The 22119-nt window shown below is 51.9% G+C and carries 19 protein-coding genes, 1 tRNA gene and 1 other RNA gene; 10 read left to right on the top strand and 11 right to left on the bottom strand.

The features are described 5' to 3' along the window. Positions 1-21 precede the first annotated feature (21 nt). Entirely contained in the window at positions 22-669 is a 648-nt protein-coding gene (locus AC1UKS_RS10145) for a YchE family NAAT transporter (protein WP_013202418.1), read from the bottom strand. A gap of 488 nt (positions 670-1157) precedes the next feature. Between AC1UKS_RS10145 and adhE the strand changes: the two genes are divergently transcribed. Then, entirely contained in the window at positions 1158-3842 is a 2685-nt protein-coding gene (adhE, locus tag AC1UKS_RS10140; protein ID WP_482436722.1) for a bifunctional acetaldehyde-CoA/alcohol dehydrogenase, read from the top strand. Between the two features lie 125 nt (positions 3843-3967). Here the strand turns inward: adhE and tdk are convergent, their stop codons facing one another. Then, positions 3968-4585 (bottom strand): thymidine kinase, encoded by a 618-nt coding sequence (gene tdk, locus AC1UKS_RS10135; protein ID WP_482436721.1) that lies wholly within the window; start codon positions 4583-4585, stop codon positions 3968-3970. 535 nt (positions 4586-5120) lie between these two features. Between tdk and hns the strand changes: the two genes are divergently transcribed. Beyond that, a complete protein-coding gene (gene hns, locus AC1UKS_RS10130) occupies positions 5121-5528 on the top strand; it encodes a histone-like nucleoid-structuring protein H-NS (protein ID WP_482436719.1) in 408 nt (135 codons plus the stop codon). A 133-nt stretch (positions 5529-5661) separates the two neighbouring features. On the opposite strand, the gene AC1UKS_RS10125 is transcribed toward hns, so the two are convergent. The 5 genes from AC1UKS_RS10125 to rssA all read right to left on the bottom strand — a co-directional run bounded on the left by AC1UKS_RS10125 (position 5662) and on the right by rssA (position 11168). Continuing rightward, the gene (locus AC1UKS_RS10125; protein ID WP_482436718.1) at positions 5662-6669 is read right to left on the bottom strand and encodes an NAD-dependent epimerase; all 1008 of its coding nucleotides are present in this window, start codon (positions 6667-6669) and stop codon (positions 5662-5664) included. Positions 6670-6683: 14 nt separating this feature from the next. Continuing rightward, complete coding sequence (locus AC1UKS_RS10120) at positions 6684-8024, bottom strand: UDP-glucose dehydrogenase family protein (protein WP_053142809.1); 1341 nt, start codon at positions 8022-8024, stop codon at positions 6684-6686. Between the two features lie 26 nt (positions 8025-8050). Beyond that, on the bottom strand, positions 8051-8959 hold the full coding sequence (galU, locus tag AC1UKS_RS10115) for a UTP--glucose-1-phosphate uridylyltransferase GalU (RefSeq protein WP_053142807.1): 909 nt from the start codon (positions 8957-8959) through the stop codon (positions 8051-8053). Positions 8960-9153: 194 nt separating this feature from the next. Continuing rightward, the gene (rssB, locus tag AC1UKS_RS10110; protein WP_482436919.1) at positions 9154-10167 is read right to left on the bottom strand and encodes a two-component system response regulator RssB; all 1014 of its coding nucleotides are present in this window, start codon (positions 10165-10167) and stop codon (positions 9154-9156) included. An 83-nt stretch (positions 10168-10250) separates the two neighbouring features. Beyond that, positions 10251-11168, bottom strand: coding sequence for a patatin-like phospholipase RssA (gene rssA / locus AC1UKS_RS10105; RefSeq protein WP_265910639.1), 918 nt, complete (start codon positions 11166-11168; stop codon positions 10251-10253). A 101-nt stretch (positions 11169-11269) separates the two neighbouring features. Here rssA and AC1UKS_RS10100 point away from each other — a divergent pair, with 101 nt between their 5' ends. The 5 genes from AC1UKS_RS10100 (at position 11270) to xthA (ending at position 14138) form a co-directional block, all read left to right on the top strand. Further along, a complete protein-coding gene (locus AC1UKS_RS10100; RefSeq protein WP_482436717.1) occupies positions 11270-11728 on the top strand; it encodes a YchJ family protein in 459 nt (152 codons plus the stop codon). 46 nt (positions 11729-11774) lie between these two features. After that, positions 11775-12623: a formyltetrahydrofolate deformylase gene (gene purU, locus AC1UKS_RS10095; RefSeq protein WP_013202428.1), complete on the top strand. Its 849-nt coding sequence runs from the start codon at positions 11775-11777 to the stop codon at positions 12621-12623. 203 nt (positions 12624-12826) lie between these two features. Continuing rightward, a tRNA-Tyr gene (locus tag AC1UKS_RS10090) sits at positions 12827-12911 on the top strand. A 40-nt stretch (positions 12912-12951) separates the two neighbouring features. Further along, positions 12952-13048, top strand: a non-coding RNA gene (locus AC1UKS_RS10085) — RtT sRNA. A gap of 271 nt (positions 13049-13319) precedes the next feature. After that, complete coding sequence (xthA, locus tag AC1UKS_RS10080) at positions 13320-14138, top strand: exodeoxyribonuclease III (protein ID WP_482436716.1); 819 nt, start codon at positions 13320-13322, stop codon at positions 14136-14138. A 93-nt stretch (positions 14139-14231) separates the two neighbouring features. Here the strand turns inward: xthA and AC1UKS_RS10075 are convergent, their stop codons facing one another. From AC1UKS_RS10075 to AC1UKS_RS10060, 4 genes are all read right to left on the bottom strand, one after another. Beyond that, positions 14232-14588, bottom strand: coding sequence for a YnjH family protein (locus AC1UKS_RS10075; RefSeq protein WP_482436918.1), 357 nt, complete (start codon positions 14586-14588; stop codon positions 14232-14234). Continuing rightward, positions 14588-16501: a DNA topoisomerase III gene (locus AC1UKS_RS10070; protein ID WP_482436715.1), complete on the bottom strand. Its 1914-nt coding sequence runs from the start codon at positions 16499-16501 to the stop codon at positions 14588-14590. The genes AC1UKS_RS10075 and AC1UKS_RS10070 overlap by 1 nt, the downstream gene beginning before the upstream one ends. Before the next feature lie 16 nt (positions 16502-16517). Continuing rightward, a complete protein-coding gene (selD, locus tag AC1UKS_RS10065; RefSeq protein WP_482436714.1) occupies positions 16518-17564 on the bottom strand; it encodes a selenide, water dikinase SelD in 1047 nt (348 codons plus the stop codon). Positions 17565-17715: 151 nt separating this feature from the next. After that, positions 17716-18267 (bottom strand): NAD(P)H nitroreductase, encoded by a 552-nt coding sequence (locus AC1UKS_RS10060; RefSeq protein WP_482436713.1) that lies wholly within the window; start codon positions 18265-18267, stop codon positions 17716-17718. 193 nt (positions 18268-18460) lie between these two features. Between AC1UKS_RS10060 and sppA the strand changes: the two genes are divergently transcribed. The 3 genes from sppA to pncA all read left to right on the top strand — a co-directional run bounded on the left by sppA (position 18461) and on the right by pncA (position 22045). Continuing rightward, positions 18461-20317 (top strand): signal peptide peptidase SppA, encoded by a 1857-nt coding sequence (gene sppA / locus AC1UKS_RS10055; protein WP_482436712.1) that lies wholly within the window; start codon positions 18461-18463, stop codon positions 20315-20317. 85 nt (positions 20318-20402) lie between these two features. After that, the gene (gene ansA, locus AC1UKS_RS10050) at positions 20403-21425 is read left to right on the top strand and encodes an asparaginase (RefSeq protein ID WP_482436711.1); all 1023 of its coding nucleotides are present in this window, start codon (positions 20403-20405) and stop codon (positions 21423-21425) included. Positions 21426-21430: 5 nt separating this feature from the next. Further along, a complete protein-coding gene (gene pncA / locus AC1UKS_RS10045) occupies positions 21431-22045 on the top strand; it encodes a bifunctional nicotinamidase/pyrazinamidase (protein ID WP_482436917.1) in 615 nt (204 codons plus the stop codon). Positions 22046-22119: the final 74 nt, after the last annotated feature.

The following is a 22119-nucleotide window of genomic DNA, read 5'->3' as shown; positions in this document are numbered from 1 at the left end:
GGTTTTTCAGTGCGGGTTTATTTACGTGACTAATCCCGGGAATAAAGCCCGCAATCCGGTGACTACAAACTCAATACCTAATGCCATCAGCAACAGGCCCATAATACGGGTGATGACGTTTATACCCGTCTGCCCCAGCACTCTGACCATCAGAGGGGCAGCTCTGAATAACAGCCAGCAGCAGAATGCAAACAGCGCAATTGCCACGCTGAATCCCAACAGGTTTTGCCAGCTGTGATAGCGGGTACTCCAGACGATGGTTGAGCTGATCGCACCCGGCCCAGCCATTAAAGGCAACGCCAGCGGAACCACGCCAATACTTTCTCTGATCGCGGACTCTGATTTTTCTTGTTTGTTCTGCTTATCTTCACCCAGTTTCCCGCTGATCATCGACATGGCAATAGTCACCACCAGGATCCCGCCGGCAATACGGAAGGAATCGATAGAGATGCCAAAGATATGCAGGATGCCATCACCGAGAAACAGCGAGGTCCAGAGGATAATCGCCACCGATACGTTGGCGGTCAGATTGGTTTTATTTCGGGCCGCTGCAACCTGATAGCTGGTCATGCTGATAAACACCGGAATGATCCCCACCGGATTCACCAGAGCAAACAGCCCAACAAAAAATTTGATATAGCCGGAAAGGTCTAAAAGTGCCGGATTCACGCGATGCTCCTGATAGGGCCAATTTACTGGCGGCTAATGTACGGGAAAACCCTTGGGTTTGCCATGGCATTACTTCGAATTTTCATCTGGATTAACGCGCATTTATCAGTGATTTTCACTGCCTTTAAGGCTACGTAAGGTTCTAAAGATCTGCCGCGCAAATCGTAACGACACTTAATCATACCTAAGCCCCCCAAAAGCGGTAATTGTTGCTGCTGAAAGGTGTCAGCTTGAGGTAAAGATGATCTAAATCAAAATTGGCTTACCTCTAAGTGAGTAAGCTTTGAATCACCAAATGGAGTGGTAAGTCGATGCCCTGGTCGTGGTGAGAAAAGTCAGGTGCAGACTCTTTCAGTAAACCTGTAGAACTTTTTAGCAGGAATTCAAGTTAGTCACAGCGAGATCACAACACATTAACAACGCATGACTATACTTCCTGATTCTGACTTGTTTACTAATAGAGTTTAACTTCCATCAGGAGATGCATTATGGCCGTTACTAATGTTGCTGAACTTAACGCACTTGTTGAACGTGTTAAAAAAGCACAGCGCGAATACGCCAACTTCACTCAAGAGCAGGTCGACAAAATTTTCCGTGCCGCAGCGTTGGCTGCAGCAGATGCACGCATTCCACTGGCTAAAATGGCCGTTGCAGAATCCGGTATGGGGATCGTTGAAGACAAAGTTATCAAAAATCATTTCGCTTCCGAATACATCTATAACGCTTACAAAGACGAAAAAACCTGCGGTATCCTCGGTACTGATGAGACCTTCGGCACCATCACTATCGCTGAACCTATCGGCCTGATCTGCGGTATCGTGCCAACGACTAACCCAACCTCTACCGCTATCTTCAAAGCGCTGATCAGCCTCAAAACCCGTAACGGCATCATCTTCTCACCCCATCCAAGAGCAAAGGACGCGACCAATAAAGCGGCCGATATCGTGCTGCAGGCTGCTATCGCCGCCGGCGCGCCAAAAGATATCATCGGCTGGATCGATGCCCCGTCTGTTGAGCTGTCCAACCAGCTGATGCACCATCCGGAGATTAACCTGATCCTTGCGACCGGTGGTCCAGGCATGGTTAAAGCGGCCTACAGCTCCGGTAAACCAGCAATTGGTGTGGGTGCAGGTAATACTCCGGTGGTTATCGATGAAACGGCAGATATCAAGCGTGCTGTGGCATCTATCCTGATGTCTAAAACCTTCGATAACGGCGTAATCTGTGCGTCTGAGCAGTCAGTCATCGTGGTCGATTCCGCTTATGACGCAGTACGCGAGCGTTTCGCCAGCCACGGCGGCTACATGCTGCAGGGCAGCGATTTAAAAGCCGTGCAGGATATCATCCTGAAAAATGGTGGGCTGAATGCCGCTATCGTAGGCCAGCCAGCGGTGAAAATTGCCGAGATGGCCGGTATCAACGTGCCTCCAAGTACCAAGATTCTGATTGGCGAAGTGCAACTTGTTGATGAATCCGAGCCGTTCGCCCATGAAAAACTTTCCCCTACCCTTGCCATGTACCGTGCGAAAGATTTCCAAGATGCGGTAAGCAAAGCGGAAAAATTGGTGGCCATGGGCGGTATCGGTCACACCTCTTGTCTGTACACCGACCAGGATAACGAGCGTGAGCGCGTTAACTACTTCGGCGACAAAATGAAGACCGCACGTATCCTGATTAACACCCCGGCTTCACAGGGTGGTATCGGTGACCTGTACAACTTTAAACTGGCGCCGTCTCTGACGCTGGGCTGTGGTTCCTGGGGTGGTAACTCCATTTCTGAAAACGTCGGACCTAAACATCTGATCAACAAGAAAACCGTGGCTAAGCGAGCAGAGAATATGTTGTGGCATAAACTTCCTAAGTCTATCTACTTCCGTCGCGGCTCATTGCCTATCGCTCTTGAAGAAGTGGCGACCGATGGAGCAAAACGCGCCTTTATTGTGACTGACCGCTATCTGTTCAACAACGGTTACGCCGATCAGGTAGTTTCAGTGCTGAAATCTCACGGCATTGAAACTGAAGTGTTCTTCGAAGTAGAAGCAGACCCAACGCTGAGCATTGTGCGTAAAGGGGCTGAGCAGATGAACTCCTTCAAACCTGATGTGATTATCGCCCTGGGCGGCGGTTCACCGATGGACGCCGCGAAAATCATGTGGGTGATGTACGAACATCCGGAAACCCACTTCGAAGAACTGGCGCTGCGCTTTATGGATATCCGTAAACGCATCTACAAATTCCCGAAAATGGGCGTGAAAGCAAAAATGATAGCTATCACTACCACCTCCGGTACCGGTTCAGAAGTGACACCATTTGCGGTAGTGACCGACGATGCAACTGGCCAGAAATACCCGCTGGCTGACTATGCCCTGACCCCGGACATGGCAATTGTCGATGCCAACCTGGTGATGAACATGCCTAAGTCACTCTGTGCCTTCGGCGGTCTGGATGCGGTAACCCACTCTCTGGAAGCCTATGTGTCTGTGCTGGCGAATGAGTACTCCGATGGTCAGGCGCTGCAAGCGCTGAAACTTTTGCAGGAAAACTTGCCGGCCAGTTACAACGACGGTGCGAAAAATCCGGTAGCCCGTGAGCGAGTGCACAACGCGGCCACCATCGCCGGTATCGCGTTTGCCAACGCCTTCCTTGGGGTTTGTCACTCAATGGCCCACAAACTGGGTTCAGAGTTCCATATTCCACACGGTCTGGCTAACGCCCTGCTGATTTGTAACGTTATCCGCTATAACGCTAACGATAACCCAACCAAACAGACAGCATTCAGTCAGTACGACCGTCCGCAGGCTCGCCGTCGTTATGCCGAAGTGGCTGACCATCTGCGTCTGAGCGCACCTGGTGACCGTACGGCGCAGAAAATTGAGAAACTGCTGGCCTGGCTGGAAGAGATGAAAGCGCAACTGGGTATCCCTAAATCAATCCGCGAGGCTGGCGTGCAGGAAGCTGATTTCCTGGCGAAAGTCGATAAGCTGGCTGAAGATGCCTTCGATGACCAGTGTACCGGTGCTAACCCACGCTATCCGCTGATTGCTGAGCTAAAACAAATCATGCTCGATACTTTCTACGGCGTTGAGTACAAAGAAGTGTTTGCCAACATCGCCGAAGCGATTGAAGCCCAACCGGTCGGGGTTAAGAAAGTCGAAAAGAAAGTGAAAAAGTAAAAGTTGCTTAAAAAAAACCCGCCAACCGGCGGGTTTTTTATTGGGGCAATTCGTAAGAAAAACTAATCAACCTTTGAAATAACATGCAGGCTTAGTTTTCTCATAAAAAAGCTGAATGACGGTCTTTATTTAATCCCGTGCTTACCATGTACTGCCTGTAAACATCCCTGCTCTATCGCTGCTTTGTAATGCTTTCTACAGACGGAGACATAACGCTCATTACCGCCTATGACAACCTGCTCACCTTCTTTATATGGTGCGCCATGTTGATCTAACCTTAATACCATTCCCGCTTTTCTTCCGCAGTGACAAACGGTTTTTAATTCAACTAGCTTATCTGACCAGGCTAATAAGTACTGGCTACCGGTAAATAATTCACCGCGAAAATCTGTACGCAATCCATAACAGAGTACAGGTATATCCAGATTATCTACTACATCAGATAAGGCTTTTACCTGTTCACGGGTAAGAAACTGGCTTTCATCGACTAACACACAGTGAACCGGTTCCAGCAGATGCTGAGCGCTAATCTCATCAAACAGTGCCGACTCGTTATTATACAATTTCGCGGGTGAAGACAGGCCTATTCTCGAACTCACCTTGCCCGAACCGAATCGGTTGTCAATCTCGGCGGTGTAGACAATAGTCCGCATCCCCCGCTCCTGGTAGTTATAAGACGACTGCAACAGGGCGGTAGATTTGCCGGCGTTCATCGCGGAATAGTAGAAATACAGCTGAGCCATTTGCGCTCGCTCCCTTAGGAATGTTTCGAAGAATGCTCAGAATTGTACCACAGGGCACCAGGGTCGAAAGGGGTTTAATCATCACGCAACGGTGACGCGACGGGCTTGAGAAAATGGAGATTGTGCTGACAATGTTGTTGAAATATCCCTTCTTTTTCCAGATTTAGTTTTTCCAGTCTTTGTCACTTTTAGGCATTAAACGAATAAAAAGACTAAATCGACTCTGCTAATATTCGCGGAATTTCCTGAAAGATATTGCTGTAAACCTGAAAGAAAGTCCGCGGTTTACCCGGATGATTTTATTATACATCGCGTTAACGCCCGTCGGGCTTTGTCTAACATCTGATAGCGATTACAAAGCAGGCATTATTTTAGCAACCCGCCTTTTATGCGGATTAATTACAGCAGGGACAGCTGGCGGATTTTCCTTATTCTGAAATCCTTACAAAATTAACTATTGCAGTTCGTATTTACGCACTCTATTATTATCGGGCAGAACAATTCTCCCACCTTTATAATTTTTGAGATTCATATAATGAGCGAAGCACTTAAAATTTTGAACAACATTCGTACCCTGCGTGCTCAAGCCAGAGAATGTACCCTGGAAACGCTGGAAGAGATGCTGGAAAAACTGGAAGTTGTTGTTACTGAGCGCCGCGAAGAAGAAAGCCATGCTCAGGCTGAAAACCAGGAACGCACACGCAAGCTGCAGCAGTATCGCGAAATGCTGATTGCTGATGGCATCGATCCTAACGAATTGCTGTCCACCCTGGCCGCTGTTAAAGCACCAGGCAAAGCAAAACGCGCTGCCCGCCCGGCCAAATACAAATATACTGATGAAAATGGCGAAGCGAAAACCTGGACAGGTCAGGGTCGTACTCCAGCCGTGATCAAAAAAGCTATCGAAGAACAAGGTAAGCAGCTGGACGATTTCCTGCTGTAATCGTGACTTCAAGTGCTTCTGAGAAACCCATCCTTGCGATGGGTTTTTTATTTCCCATTTTGTTAAATCATCACTTTTCTCAAAGCATAAAAAAAAGGAGCCTCAGCTCCTTTTTTCCTACGCTGCCGATGGTTCAGACTTTATAGAAAGAACGATACCAACTGACAAAGTTAGCAATCCCTTTTTCGACACCGGTTTGAGGTTTAAAACCAATGGCATTAAACAGCGCGCGAGTATCAGCGCTGGTTTCCAGCACGTCACCCGGTTGCATTGGCAGCATGTTCTTCTTCGCGCTAATGCCTAACGCCTTCTCCAACGCCTCTATATACGCCATCAGCGTAACAGGGTTGCTGTTACCAATATTGTATACGCAATACGGCGCTGAGCTGCTTGCAGGGCTCCCCTGCTCAACGGTCCAGTCTGGGTTCGCTTGCGGGATCACATCCTGCAGACGAACAATCGCTTCGGCGATGTCATCAATATAGGTAAAGTCGCGACGCATCTGGCCATTGTTGTAGACATCAATTTGTTCTCCGGCCAGCATGGCGCGGGTAAACTTGAATAAAGCCATGTCCGGCCTTCCCCATGGGCCATATACGGTGAAGAACCGCAGCCCGGTGGTCGGAATACCGTACAGGTGAGAATAGGTGTGGGACATTAATTCGTTGGCCTTCTTGGTTGCCGCATACAGCGACACAGGATGGTCAACGGAGTCATCGGTAGAGAATGGCATCTTATTATTCAGCCCATAAACGGAACTGGATGAGGCATACAATAAGTGGCCAATATGATGATGTCGGCACCCTTCAAGAATATTCAGGTGACCAATCAGATTCGCATCTGCATAAGCTAAAGGATTATCAAGCGAATAACGTACACCAGCCTGAGCACCCAAATGAATAACACGCTCAAAAGCCTGGTCGCGGAACAGTTGGGCGATGCCCTCTCTGTCAGCAAGATCCAGCTTGATAAAGGTAAACAGTGCATGAGGCTCAAGAAGTTTGAGGCGGGCAAGTTTCAGGTTAACGTCATAATAGTCATTCAGGTTGTCGATGCCGACAACCTGGTGACCGGCGGAAAGCAGGCGCTCCGCTACGTGGAAGCCAATAAATCCTGCTGCGCCGGTTACCAGATATTTCATACTGCCCTCGTTAGTTATGCAATTTGGATAGAAGCGCCGCGGCCGATTGCATAATAAACAAAACCGCGCTTACTGATTCTTTCTGGATCATACAGGTTACGACCATCAAAAATCACGGGTTCTTTCAGAGCATTTTTAATGACATCAAAATCCGGTGCACGGAAGTTCTGCCATTCGGTACAGATGACCAGGCCATCAGCACCTTGCAGAGCGGCTTCTTTGGTTCCCATCAGCTTCAAATCGCTGCGGTGGCCATAGACGCGCTGTGCTTCGTCCATTGCTTCCGGGTCGAAAGCCTGAACGGATGCACCTGCCTGCCAGAGTGCTTCCATCAGCACACGGCTTGACGCTTCACGCATGTCATCGGTATTTGGCTTGAAAGAAAGCCCCCACAGTGCAAAAGTTTTGCCCTGCAGATTGTCACCGAAATGACGTTTGATGAAGGTTGGCAGCTTGTTCTTCTGCGAATCGTTGACGTCTTCAACCGCCTGCAACAAACGCGGCTTGTAACCAATCTGTTCTGCAGTGCGGATCAGCGCCTGAACGTCTTTCGGGAAGCAGGAGCCGCCATAGCCGCAGCCAGGATAGATGAAGGAGTAACCGATACGTGAGTCAGAACCAATACCCTGACGCACTTTCTCGATATCTGCACCCAGGCGTTCAGCCAGGTTGGAGATCTCATTCATAAAGCTGATTTTGGTGGCCAGCATGCAGTTTGCCGCATACTTGGTCAGTTCAGCACTACGAATATCCATTAAAATCATGCGGTCATGATTACGGTTGAAGGGCTCGTACAGCTCGCGCAGCAGCTCAACAACTTCATCATTGTCTGTACCCACAACAATACGCTCAGGACGCATACAGTCGCTGACTGCTGCACCTTCCTTGAGGAATTCAGGGTTAGACACCACATCAAACGCAATCTCAGCACCACGTGCTTTCAGCGTCTCTTCCATTACTGCACGAACACGGTCTGCCGTTCCGACAGGAACCGTAGACTTGTCGATCACAACTTTGTGATCCTGCATGTGTTCTGCGATGGTGCGTGCTACAGCGGTAACATATTTCAGATCCGCAGAGCCGTCTTCATCCGGAGGTGTTCCCACGGCGATAAACTGCATCGTGCCGTGATTTACACCTTCTTCCGCGTTGGTGGAGAACTTGAGGCGACCGCTCTCATAGTTCTGCATCACCAGAGGCGTCAGGCCCGGTTCAAAAATAGGAATGATCCCTTTCTTCAGATTCTCGACTTTACTTGCGTCGACATCGATACAAAGAACGTCATGTCCGACTTCGGCCAGAACCGCAGCCTGAACCAGACCAACATAGCCGATACCAAATACGGTGACTTTCATTGAATTGTCCCGGTTAGAAATTAAATTTACTTACTATTGCCAACAGTGCTTTCGAGCCACTCTTTAAAGTCGCTACCCAGAGAATCGTGACGTACGCCGTATTCAACGAAAGCCTGCATGTAGCCCAGCTTGTTACCACAGTCATGGCTCACGCCTTTCAGGTGATAAGCTTCGACAGTCGATTTTTCCATCAGCATGGCGATGGAGTCAGTCAGCTGAATTTCATCACCTGCACCTGGAGGCGTTTTCGCCAGCAGTGGCCAGATATCAGCAGACAGAACATAACGGCCAACAACCGCCAGGTTTGAAGGGGCTTTATCCGCTTTAGGCTTCTCAACCACACCGACCATTGGTGCGCTCTGGCCAGCAGACAGTTCAGCACCCTGGCAGTCAACCACACCGTAAGCTGTTACGTCAGCAACTGGCTCAACCATGATCTGGCTGCGACCGGTTTCATCGAAACGACGCATCATATCTGCCAGATTCTCAGTAGCCAGGTTTGATTCGTATTCATCGATGATGACGTCAGGCAGGATAACGGCGAAAGGTTCGTCACCGACGACCGGGTAAGCACACATTACTGCGTGGCCCAGACCTTTAGCCAGACCCTGACGGACCTGCATGATGGTTACGTGTGGCGGGCAGATAGACTGGATTTCTTCCAGCAACTGACGCTTAACACGTTTTTCCAACATCGATTCCAGCTCGAAACTGGTGTCGAAGTGGTTTTCGATGGCGTTTTTAGAGGAGTGCGTTACCAGCACAATCTCAGTGATCCCAGCTGCGATACATTCGTTAACGACATACTGAATTAACGGCTTATCAACCAGTGGCAACATTTCTTTTGGAATGGCTTTGGTTGCAGGCAACATACGCGTTCCCAAACCAGCTACAGGGATAACCGCTTTTTTTACTTTGGACTTATAGGCAGACATCTAAGTACCTCTCTTTATAGGCCGTTCAAGTTATTACTTGATATGTCGAGTTAAAAACGAGATGAGTATACCAGTGGAACCCTGACGGATTTATCCTGGATGAACCCTTTCATCAAAAATTAAGACTATTACCCAAGTGTAAAGCTTATCTTTGGCCCTGTCTGCCAGCAGCAAACAGGATTTCTGACGAGTGGTTAATCCGTGGACAACATCAGGCGCAGCCTGCCACCAGCGCCCCAAACCTGGCACTGCCAGGCTTCACAACGCTGGCTTATTTGGTTTAGGTGGGTGCTGCCCAATGTACCAAGTGGAACACCGTTGCTGAGTTGAATTTGATGGGTGTTGACGTTAAGGGTGGCGTTTAAACCAGCAGAAACGAGGATCAAATTCTTTAATCCTTGATGGTAATAGCCGACCAGCAGTGGGAACTGCCCTTTAAGATTGGCCTGGCGTAACAGCAAATTGACCTGTTTTAACAAGCCATTTAATTCAGGCAGTCGTGGCGACTGGCCTGATAATTGATCCTGCAACAGTCCGTTGAACAGCGCGCGCAGTAATAAAGCGGCCAGCACGCCATTATCGCCAGCGCGGGTCACGTCCAGGCAATAGAATGCCAAGTCTTTCTCGGACAACGCGGCGATATCCAATACCAGGCCCGGCTGTTCGGCCATCGTGAGCTGACGGTAATTAATGCGACAGTTGGCGATAACCTGCTGCACAGGCGGCTGCAGTTGCTTAAGCAGTTTCGACGCGGCGTTCGGGTTCCGCACCAGCGCATCCCAGTCCTGGAAGAGCTGTTCGTCTTCTTCAACTTTTGAAGTGAACATGGATGGATAGAGGCATTCGTAGACGGCTTCGCGTAAGCGGGCCAGATCTTTCAGCGGCTTTAACAACACGTCCTGCACCCCGAGGCGGAGCACCTGGGCAATGTCAGCCATGTTTTCCGTCGCGGAGATCACCAGTATCGGCATGGTGTTGCCTTTACTACGCATATGTTCAACCAGCTTCAACCCGTCCATCTTTGGCATAGCCAGGTCGCAAATCATCAGGTCATGCGCAGACTCATTAAGTTTTTCTAGCGCTTGCAGTCCATCGTCTGCGTGCATTATCTCAGCCCCAAGAGCCGCAAGATAGTTGTCAAGAAGAGAGCGGAAAACGACTTCGTCTTCAACAATCAGAATCTTTTTTCCGCTTAATGGCTTGTCCATCATCCCCCCCTGTACACCGGATTAGTCAATATTGGCTCATAATCCACATTCTCGCCTCTAAGAATTGCCTGAAGAGTCATATTTCACTCATCCGGCAACGCAACTTGACGAACCAGCGGCAGTAGTTCATCCATCTTCTTCTCTACCGCCAGTTTACCCGCCTCGATAGCCTCTTCTGCGCGATGGAAATCCAGCGTGGAAATCTGAGGACAGAAAGGCTGGATCAATACGTCTGGCGGATCGCCCGCCATACGATTTCTCTTTAACCGGTTCTCAAGCACCTGAATGGAAGTGGACATGATTTCCATCGCGCCAGGCGTTTGATTGACCTTGCGGTGGGCGACTCTGGCGAGGCTCTGACGCAGGCGCCCTCCCCAACTGGTTGCTGCAGCTTCGACTTCATCTGCGGATTGGGGCGTCACTGACAGCAAATCCTGTTGCATCAGGTGCGCATCGTGTTGCAGGTCAACGGCAATTACGATATCGGCGCCCAGTGCCCGTGTCAGCGACACCGGCACCGGATTGACCACCGCACCGTCCACCAGCCAGTAGCCGTTATAGGCTACCGGCGCTAACAGGCCGGGCATGCTGCATGAGGCCCGCACCGCCATATGCAGATCCCCTTCAGTCAGCCACAGCTCACGCCCGGTGCTGAGATTGGTCGCCACCGCACCGAAAGGCAGATCGCACTCTTCAATATTTTCGTGATTGACCAGCCGGCGAACGTGGTTGAACACCCGTTCTCCCCGCAGCAAGCCACCGCGACGCCAGGAGAAATCCATCAGGCGGATCACATCCCAATAGCTGAAGGAACGAACCCAGGTTTCGAGGGTGGGAAGGCGTTTACTGGCATACGCTGCGCCCACCAGCGCCCCAACAGAGCACCCCGCGACCACATCGACTTTAATCCCAGCCCGCTCCAGCGCATTGATAACACCAATATGCGCCCATCCCTTGGCGGCACCCGATCCCAGTGCCAGTCCAATTTTTACCTGTCTCATTCTACCCCTGACGATTGCTTAACTTACAAATGGCATCATCGTGACTGCTCGGTTACCATGACGCCCAAAATCTTTCGACTTTTACACTCACTGGAGTCAACGTGTCAGAACTTTGCCCGTGCGGAAGCGGAATGCAGTATAGCGTATGTTGCCAGCCCTTTCTTAAGGGGGACGACATTCCTGCCATACCAGAAGCCTTAATGCGTTCGCGCTACACTGCGTATGTGCAGAAAGATGCCGATTATTTGGTTGCCACCTGGCATCCCTCCTGCGATCCGCAGCATTTTCATGCCAGCCTTGAGCAAAGCTTTGAGGCGACCCGCTGGTTGAGTTTACAGATTATTTCGGCAGAAGAACCTGGGGATAAATCCGAAGGGTTTGTGACATTCTTTGCTCGTTTCTCTGAAAAACAGCGCGAAAGCTTTATTCATGAGCGTTCCCGCTTTGTTCGGGTTGAACAACGCTGGTACTATATTGACGGCACTTACCCTGACACAGGGCGAAATGACCGCTGCCCCTGCGGCTCCGGCAAAAAATTCAAGAAATGCTGCGGCCAGTAAGGTCGCTGATCTTATATAGAATTGCTTCGACAGGATCACCACTGCAATGCAAGCGCAAACACTGCAACGAAAAGTATTACGGACCATCTGCCCAGACGCAAAAGGTCTGATCGCCAAGATCACCAATATTTGCTACAAGCACGAGCTGAATATCGTGCAGAACAATGAGTTCGTCGATCATCGCACCGGACGCTTTTTCATGCGTACCGAGCTGGAAGGGATATTTAACGACACCACGCTGTTGGCGGACCTGGACAGTGCGCTGCCTACCGGCTCTATTCGCGAGTTAAATTCAGCGGGTCGTCGCCGTATTGTTATTCTGGTCACCAAAGAAGCCCATTGTCTGGGTGATTTGCTGATGAAGAGCACCTACGGCGGGTTGGATGTTGAGATCGCTGCGGTGATCGGTAACCACGAAACCCTGCGCACGCTGGTTGAGCGTTTTGATATTCCATTCATCCTGGTCAGCCATGAAGGGCTTTCCCGCGAAGATCACGATAACAATATGGCGGCAGAGATCGATCGCTACCAGCCTGATTATGTGGTTCTGGCCAAGTATATGCGTGTACTGACCCCAGGATTCGTGCAGCGTTACCCAAATCAGATCATCAACATTCACCACTCGTTCCTGCCGGCCTTTATTGGTGCACGCCCTTACCATCAGGCGTATGAGCGCGGCGTGAAAATCATCGGAGCGACGGCGCACTATGTGAATGATAATCTTGATGAAGGTCCGATCATCATGCAGGACGTCATCCACGTCGATCATACCTACACGGCAGAAGATATGATGCGTGCAGGCCGTGACGTTGAGAAGAACGCGTTAAGTCGCGCGCTTTATCAGGTACTGGCGCAGCGTGTGTTTGTTTACGGCAACCGCACCATTATTTTATAAACAGCAACGCATTTTATTCGCAGCAAGGCTGCTGTTTTGTATGACAAAGCAGCAGCCAGAATAAAAAAGCGGCAAACAAACCTTTTTCGTTAAATTCAGGCTTTACAGCATCATCTCATTTGATATGATGCGCCCCGCTTACAGGCACAGCAGCAAGGCCAGTGACTGAAGCGCAGTAATTGAGAAATAAAGCAAAACCCTGTGGTGGGGTTCCCGAGTGGCCAAAGGGATCAGACTGTAAATCTGCCGTCATCGACTTCGAAGGTTCGAATCCTTCCCCCACCACCATCTCATTCATCTCCCGCACTTCTATTCAAAGTAACGTTTTCCATATTCCCTACGGGGGAGGATGAGAAGCGTCGACCTCGAAGGTTTGACCCGAAGGGTGAGTCGCAAAGCGACGAAAAATCCTTACCACTCAGCGGCCGCGAACTATCCACCTTCTTCATAAACCATCAGCCCCGACCAAACATCGCCTTTATTGCTTTACCAGTCCAGACATCCCCCCATTTAACATCTCCGGTCATCCTAACCCAACCTTGCCCTTTTATTTTTTACCCTTGGCGCACGCCGCTTCCCCCCTTACGTCTTTTGCTTTCCCTTTACCCTACCCACTCCCTCCGCTAAATAGGTTTTTAACTCCCGCTTTTTTTGCTACCATCCGAACCCTGTTTCCTTCGAGATCTGGTCAGCACAATGAAATTTGTTTCTTTTAATATCAATGGGCTGCGCGCCCGTCCGCATCAGCTTGCCGCCATCATTGAGCAGCACCAGCCAGACGTGATTGGCCTACAAGAAACCAAAGTGCATGACGATATGTTCCCGTTGGAAGAAGTGTCTAAGCTGGGTTATCACGTCTTCTATCATGGCCAGAAAGGTCACTATGGCGTTGCCCTGTTAACCAAAGACGAGCCTCTTGCCGTCCGTCGTGGTTTTGCCGGCGATGATGAGGAATCTCAGCGCAGGATGATTATGGCCGACATTGCCACGCCTATGGGTACCCTGACCGTGCTTAACGGCTACTTTCCTCAGGGCGAAAGCCGCGACCACCCGACCAAATTCCCGGCTAAAGAGAAGTTCTACCGCGATCTGCAGAGCTACCTGGAAAACGATCAGAAACCGACAAATCCGGTGGTGATTATGGGCGACATGAACATCAGCGCCACTGACCTGGATATCGGTATTGGGGAAGATAACCGCAAGCGCTGGCTGCGCACCGGCAAATGTTCATTCCTGCCAGAAGAGCGTGAGTGGATGGACCGTCTGATGGGTTGGGGACTGGTGGATACCTGGCGCGCAGAGAATGCGGAAGCTAACGATCGCTTTTCGTGGTTTGATTACCGGTCGAAAGGGTTTGATGATAACCGTGGACTGCGTATCGATCTGGTGCTGGCCAGTCAGCCTCTGGCTGCCCGCTGTGTGGCAACCGGCATCGACTATGATATTCGCAGTATGGAAAAGCCTTCAGACCATGCGCCTATCTGGGCACAGTTCAACCTGGAGGCGGCGAAGTAAGTTTCGCCTGGTTCAGACCGTCACATCATCGTGAAAATGAACCACAGAGGCGCGGGCTTCTGTGGTTATTATTTTAAAATCCTTAACGCTGGCTTACTTGATGGTTTTCCAGATCAGGTTATTGGTCCCGTAAGATTTCTCATCCCGCGAACATTGCAATAACACCCCTTCCATCTTCACCACCGATCCTTCGGTATAGCTCCGATTCTCATAGGTGCAGCAGGTATTGCACGGCGGCTGATTGTTGTTCTGCCCTTGCGTCCAGACTTCCGGCGGCATATCCACCACCACATCTGCGTTCGGGCTGTTGCTGTTATTTCCCTGATTGTTACCATTATGATTACCGCCGTTATTGCCGTGGCCAGTGCCGAGATTCCAGCCCTCTCCGGCGGCATGCAACGGGCTAACCAGCAACATCCCGGCCAGCATTAATGCGCCTGATAATTTCATCACTCAGTTTCCTTCGCTTTAGTCGCCTTACGGCGCGGCTTTTTTGGTTCAGCCGCCGGAAGTCCACGGAAAGCATGTGCAGCAGGTTGCTGGCGTGCCTGATAAATCAGATTATGCAGCGTCTCTACCAGCGGCAACATAAAGTCCTGGTAGCGGCACTGCTTTTCACTGATTTTAGTCAGCGTGGATTCCCAATGGGCGGTCATGTCGGGACGCGCCGCCATTTCTGGCAGCGAGTGGATCAGCGCCCGCCCGGCGGGACTGGAGTGAATATAGCGCCCTTTTTTAAACAAAAAGGCGCGCTTGAACAACAATTCAATAATCCCGGCGCGCGTAGCTTCTGTCCCTAAACCATCGGTCGCACGCAGCACTTTCTTTAGATCTTTATCCTGAACAAATCGCGCAATGCCGGTCATCGCGGATAATAAGGTCGCATCGGTGAACGGTCGCGGCGGCTGAGTTTGCTTCTCTACTACTTCTCCGCGTTCACATAACAGCTCGTCACCTTTGGCAACCACCGGCAGCGGCGTGCCGTCATTTTCCTCATCCCGTTCTTTACTGCCCAACAGCGATCGCCAGCCGGCCTCCGCCAGGAAGCGAGCCTTGGCGACAAATTTCCCGCCGGCAATATCCAACTCGATCACGCATTTGCGGTACACGGCATCAGGGCAGAACTGCATCAGGTATTGCGTGGCAATCAGACGATAAATCGTGCTTTCGTTCTCGGTCAGCCTGACCTGAGAACTTCTTGCAGTCGGGACGATAGCGTGGTGAGCATCGACCTTTTTGTCATCCCAGCAACGATTACGGCGATCGCTGTCAAAATCCGCGGGCGGCGTCAGATCGGGTTGATGGGCATTGATGGCGTTAAGCACCGCATGGCGTCCGGCAAAGTGCTCATCGGGCAGATAGCGACTGTCGGAACGCGGATAGGTGATCAGCTTGTGGTTTTCATACAGCTTCTGGCAGGTATCCAGCACCGTTTGTGCGCTCATGCCAAAGCGTTTACCGGCGTCAATCTGCAGGCTGGAAAGGGAGAACGGCAAAGGTGCGGTGTCATTCTCTCTTTTATCGTTATAGCTGGTGACATTGGCCGGTTGACCACCAATCCGCGCCAGCACATGATCCGCCAGCGGACGGTGCAGCAAACGCCCTTCTTCATCCTGATAGGGTTCACAGGAATCGCTGGGCTGCCACAGGGCAACGAAGCGTTCATCATTTGGCGTGACGATATGGGCTTTGACTTCAAAGAAGTCTTTGGCGATGAAGTTTTCGATCTCCTCATCACGGCGAACCACCAGCCCGAGAACGGGCGTCTGGACACGTCCCACGGACAGCAGGCCATCATAGCCGGCGTTACGGCCAAGCAATGTATAGGCGCGCGTCATATTGATGCCATACAGCCAGTCGGCCCTTGCTCTCGCCAGGGCGGAAACACACAGCGGGATAAATTCTTTATTCTCGCGCAAGCGGCTGACGGCACGCTCTACGGCGGAGGGATTGAGATCGTTAATCAGGCAGCGTTGAACATTGGCGCGCTTTTCCGGCGCCAGGGAGAGATAGTCCAGCACCTCGTCCACCAGTAGCTGACCTTCACGGTCCGGGTCACCTGCGTGAACCACTTCCGTCGCCTGCTCCAGCAAGCCTTTGATGACATTAAGCTGTTTTGCGACGGAGGGACGCGGTTTAAGCTGCCATTTTTCCGGCACGATAGGCAGATCCGCCAGCGACCAGCGCGCAAAACGGCTGTTGTAACTGTCTGGTTGCGCCTGCTCCAACAGGTGACCGACGCACCAGGTGACCATCTGATCCTGGCCGCAGGCAATAAAGCCGTCGCCCCGGCGATGAGGTTTAGGGAGGACATCCGCGATAGCGCGGGCAAGACTGGGTTTTTCGGCAATAAACAAACGCATCCGGCAGTGACTTCCTTCAGGAAACTAATTCAATTAACGCACGTCCGGCGCTTGCCGGCAGCAGTTCCCCGATAGCCGTGAGGGTGATCCCCATTGCCCCGGCGCTTTCGATAACTACCGCTTCCGCTTCAGGTCTGACCGCTAACAGCAGGCCACCTGAGGTTTGGGGATCGCATAGCAGTTTACGCTGTTCATCACGCATTGCGCCCAGTAAATGGCCGTAGCTGGCAAAATTACGATCCGTGCCGCCCGGCACGCAGCCTTGCGCAATGTATTCGTCGACGCCAGCCAGTCTTGGCACCCGTTCAAACCAGACGTTGGCATGAAGGTTGGAGCCGGTGCAGATCTCGCTAAGGTGGCCCATCAGGCCAAAGCCGGTCACGTCAGTCATCGCGGTTACCCCGTCGATGTCGGCGAAAACTGCGCCCGCGCTGTTCAGCTGGCACATCACTTCGGTTGCCAGCCCCTGATGTTCAGGCTTGAGTTTTGCGCGTTTTTCCGCAGTGGTCAGCACGCCAATGCCAAGTGGTTTCGTGAGGAAGAGTTTACAACCGGCCTGCGCAGAGCTGTTCTTTTTCACTTTATCGGGTGAGATCACGCCGGTGACGGCAAGACCAAAAATCGGCTCGGGGGCATCAATGGAATGACCGCCCGCCAGCGAGATCCCCGCCCCGGCACAGACGCTACGACCGCCTTCAATCACTTTTCGGGCAATTTCAGGCGCCAGCTTTTCCAACGGCCAGCCAAGGATCGCAATTGCCATGATTGGCTTACCGCCCATCGCGTAGATATCACTTATGGCATTAGTCGCGGCGATGCGGCCAAAATCGAACGGATCGTCGACGATCGGCATAAAGAAGTCGGTGGTGCTGACCACTGCCGTGCCGTTCCCCAGATCGTAGACCGCCGCGTCATCCCGCGTTTCGTTGCCCACCAGCAAATTGGGATCGCTGCGCAGCGGATGATCGCTGTGCAATATGGTCTCCAGCACGCTGGGTGAAATCTTACAGCCGCAGCCAGCGCCGTGGCTGTACTGCGTCAGGCGTATGGCGTTCTCACTCATGGGCAACCTCCCTCCTGGTTTACCGGCAATATGGTAGCGCTTTCGGCTGGCGGGAGTAAGCCTCAGGGTATTTTTCCGCGACCGTTCGCTCATTATCCCGACAAAAATCAGGGCTGGCGTTCACCCTGACCGTTCAGAAGAGCGTTGTCACTCAGAAATAACGGATAAATGGCGCCGTATCGGGAGGAATAACGGTGGTGGAGGATTTTAGCTGCGGCGTGCCAAGGTAGAGGAAACCGACAATCACATCCTGCTCGCGACAGTCGAATGCCTTACGCACATCCTGATGTTCAGTCCAGGCACCGCTGCGCCAGATGCCGTTGAAGCCCTGAGCAAGAGCCGCCATCTGCATGGCCATCACCGCACAGCCTGCTGAGACGACCTGTTCCCAATGCGGGACCTTAGCGTTCTCTTCACAATGTGCCACCACGGTGATGATCATCGGTGCACGGAAAGGCGACTGCTTCGCTTTTTCAATCGCCTTATCTTCCATACGATCTTCACGCGCAGCATTTTCCAGTAATGCGCTGAAACGCTCACGGCCTTCATTCTCGATGACGATAAAACGCCATGGCTGCATCGTGCCGTGGTCTGGTGCGCGCATTCCCGCACGCATGATGTTCTCAAGGGCCTCTCCGGCGGGTGCCGGCTCACTTAAACGCGACGCGGAACGGCGGTTAACCAATAAATCCAGAGCGTCCATAATTCCTCCTGATAATGAGTTTCATTTAGCTGAAACTAGCACAGGATGATGATTTGTTACAGCATTCCGCTTTTTCCTGCTGACAATTTGGCCCCTGCTATTTAGGATGTCAGCATTCCCACCCGGTTTGGGCCGCTCAGCCCGCTGGTATCGCCCCTTTTCCGGGCTTTTTTATCGCGATTATGGAGATAATATGCGCACTTTGTGGCGATTTATCGCTGGATTTTTTAAATGGACCTGGCGATTACTGAATTTCGTCCGGGAATTTATTCTCAACCTGTTCTTAGTGGTGCTGATCCTGATCTGCGCGGGCATCTATTTCCAGTTCAGCAGTTCTTCAACCCCTGCGGAACCGCAGAAAGGTGCACTGATTGTTGATCTGAGTGGCGTGGTGGTAGATAAGCCTTCCGTCAGCAATAAGCTCAGTAAGATCGGCCGTCAGTTACTGGGCTCCAGCAGCGACAAGCTGAAAGAGAACTCGCTGTTTGACGTGGTCGATGCCATCCGTCAGGCCAAAGGTGACGCCAATATCACCGGTATGGTGTTAGATCTGCGTGACTTCGCCGGGGCAGACCAGCCTTCCCTGCAGTACATCGGCAAAGCGCTGCGCGAATTCCGTGACAGCGGCAAGCAAATTTATGCCACCGGCGATAGCTACAGCCAGGCGCAATATTATCTCGCCAGCTTCGCCAACAAAATCTACCTTTCCCCGCAGGGAACCGTTGACCTTCACGGCTTTGCCACCAACGGTCTGTACTACAAATCGCTGCTGGATAAGCTGAAAGTCAGCTCACATGTCTTCCGTGTCGGTACCTATAAATCCGCAGTTGAACCTTTCCTGCGTGACGATATGTCCCCTGCCGCCCGTGATGCAGACAGCCGCTGGATTGGTGAACTGTGGCAGAACTACCTCAATACCGTTTCTGCTAACCGCCAGATTACGCCAGAACAGCTGTTCCCTGGCGCGCAGGGCGTGCTGGATGGACTGCAAAAAGTCGGCGGCGATACGGCGGTGTATGCCAAAGACAGCAAACTGGTTGATGAACTGGCTTCCCGCTCGCTGGTCGATCAACAGCTGACCAAAATCTTCGGCTGGGATAAGCAGGCTAAAGATTACAAAGGCACCAGCATCTACGATTACCAGGTGAAGGATAACGGCTCAACCGACGGCAATATCGCGGTGATCATGGCCAATGGCGCCATCATGGATGGTGACGAAACCGCGGGTAGCGTAGGTGGCGACACGACAGCCATGGAGATCCGTGAAGCCCGGCTTGATCCTAAAATCAAAGCGATCGTCTTCCGCGTCAACAGCCCAGGCGGCAGCGTGACGGCCTCAGAAACGATCCGTGAAGAGCTGGCAGCAGCGAAAGAAGCCGGTAAGCCGGTGGTGGTTTCCATGGGTGGCATGGCGGCTTCGGGTGGTTACTGGATTTCCACGCCAGCTAATTACATCATCGCCAGCCCAAGCACCTTGACCGGATCTATCGGCATCTTCGGCGTGATTAACACCGTTGAGAACACGCTGGATTCAATTGGAGTTCATACCGATGGCGTATCCACCTCGCCTCTGGCTGATATCTCTACCACTAAGGCATTACCGCCTGAAGTGCAGCAGATGATGCAAATGAGCATCGAGAACGGCTATAAGAATTTCCTTGGTCTGGTCGCTCATTCCCGTAACAAGACGCCAGAGCAGATCGATCAGATTGCTCAGGGCCACGTCTGGACGGGTACGGATGCCAGGGCTAACGGTCTGGTGGATGCGATGGGTGATTTCGACGATGCCGTCGCCAAAGCCGCCGAGCTGGCAAAACTGAAGGACGCCAAACTGAGCTGGTATCAGGACGATCCAAACTTTATGGATCTGCTATTCAGCCAGATGGACGTGTCTGTGCGTGCCGCACTGCCTGAAACCCTTAAGGCCTGGCTGCCGGCACCGATGGTCGACGTAATGGCGTCAATGAGAAACCAGCCGGGTCTGTTTGATAACCTCAACGATCCGCAAAACCGCTATGCGATGTGCCTGACCTGCGCGCAGGTGAAATAAAACAGCCAGCCCGGCCATCTGGTCGGGCTGCTTTTCCTCTTCTTTCCCCTTATACTTCGCCTTTTCGGCAAGCCTGAGTGAATTCATGCAAAAGAAATCTATTTACGTCGCCTATACCGGCGGAACCATTGGCATGCAGCGTTCCGAACAGGGCTTTATCCCTGTATCCGGACATTTGCAGCAACAGCTGGCCAATATGCCAGAGTTCCATCGCGCCGAAATGCCCGACTTCACCATCCACGAATACCAGCCGCTGATTGATTCTTCAGACATGACGCCGCTGGACTGGCAATCGATTGCGGATGATATTCGTAAAAATTACGATCAATACGACGGCTTTGTGATCCTGCATGGCACCGACACCATGGCGTTCACTGCTTCGGCATTGTCATTTATGCTGGAGAATCTTGCCAAGCCAGTAATCGTGACAGGGTCACAAATTCCGCTCGAACAGCTGCGTTCGGATGGGCAGCAAAACCTGCTGAATGCCCTTTTCGTCGCCGCTAATTATCCAATTAATGAAGTGGCGTTGTTCTTTAATAACACCTTATACCGCGGAAACCGTACGACCAAAGCCCATGCCGATGGGTTCAACGCCTTTGCTTCACCGAATCTGGCTCCCTTGCTGGAAGCTGGTATTCATATTCGTCGCCTTAACACGCCGCCAGCACCTACCGGGGATGGCGAATTAATCGTTCATCCGATTACCCCTCAGCCGATTGGTGTAGTCACCATCTATCCAGGGATCTCCTCCGACGTGGTCAGCAACTTCCTGCTGCAACCGGTGAAGGCGCTGATCCTGCGCTCTTATGGCGTCGGCAATGCCCCACAGAACCCAGCTTTTCTGAAAGAGCTTAAAGAAGCTTCCGCGCGGGGCATTGTGGTGGTAAACCTGACGCAGTGTATGTCCGGTAAAGTGAATATGGGCGGTTACGCCACGGGCAATGCGCTGGCGCTGGCGGGCGTGATCAGTGGCTATGATTTAACGGTGGAAGCGACGCTGACCAAGCTGCACTTCCTGCTCAGCCAGAACCTCTCAAGTGATGAGGTGCGGCGACTGATGCAGCTCAATCTGCGCGGTGAACTGACTCCTGACGAGAAGTTATAAAAATGATGGCTACCCGGCAGGCTCTGCTTCTGATTGATTTACAGAATGACTTTTGCAGCGGTGGCGCGCTGGCGGTGAAGGATGGCGATGACACCCTCGCGATTGCCAACCTGTATGCGGCAGAGTTCAGCCAGCGACAGCAGCCTGTGGTAGCCACAATTGACTGGCACCCGGCCAGTCATGGCAGCTTTGCGTCGAATGCTGGACAACAACCCTGGACCGAAGGCGAACTGGCGGGATTGCCGCAGGTCTGGTGGCCCGATCATTGTATCCAGCAAAGCTATGGTGCGGAGCTTCACCCAGCACTGGAGCAACGCTATATCACTGAGCGTGTTTACAAGGGGGACGATCCCCTGATAGACAGTTACAGTGGCTTTTTTGATAACGGCCGGCGCAAGAAAACCCGTCTGGATAGCGTATTAAAAGCGCAGGGGATTACTGCATTAACCGTGATGGGGCTGGCAACTGATTACTGCGTGAAGTACAGCGTGCTGGACGCGCTCGCACTAGGGTATACCGTCACGGTGCTTTCTGCCGGCTGTCGGGGAGTCAATCTGGCCTCAAGCGACGCTGAACGCGCTCTGGAAGAAATGGCGACCAAAGGGGCAATCATTCTCTAAAGCCCCCCACAAACGTCGCCAGTGGGATTTAAGGGGCCACTATCCGCCCCTTCATCGCAGATTATTCCTGCAGG

The sequence above is a fragment of the Erwinia sp. AK-PDG3-5 genome (assembly GCF_056821705.1).
This window is presented reverse-complemented; position numbering and strand designations above follow the sequence as displayed.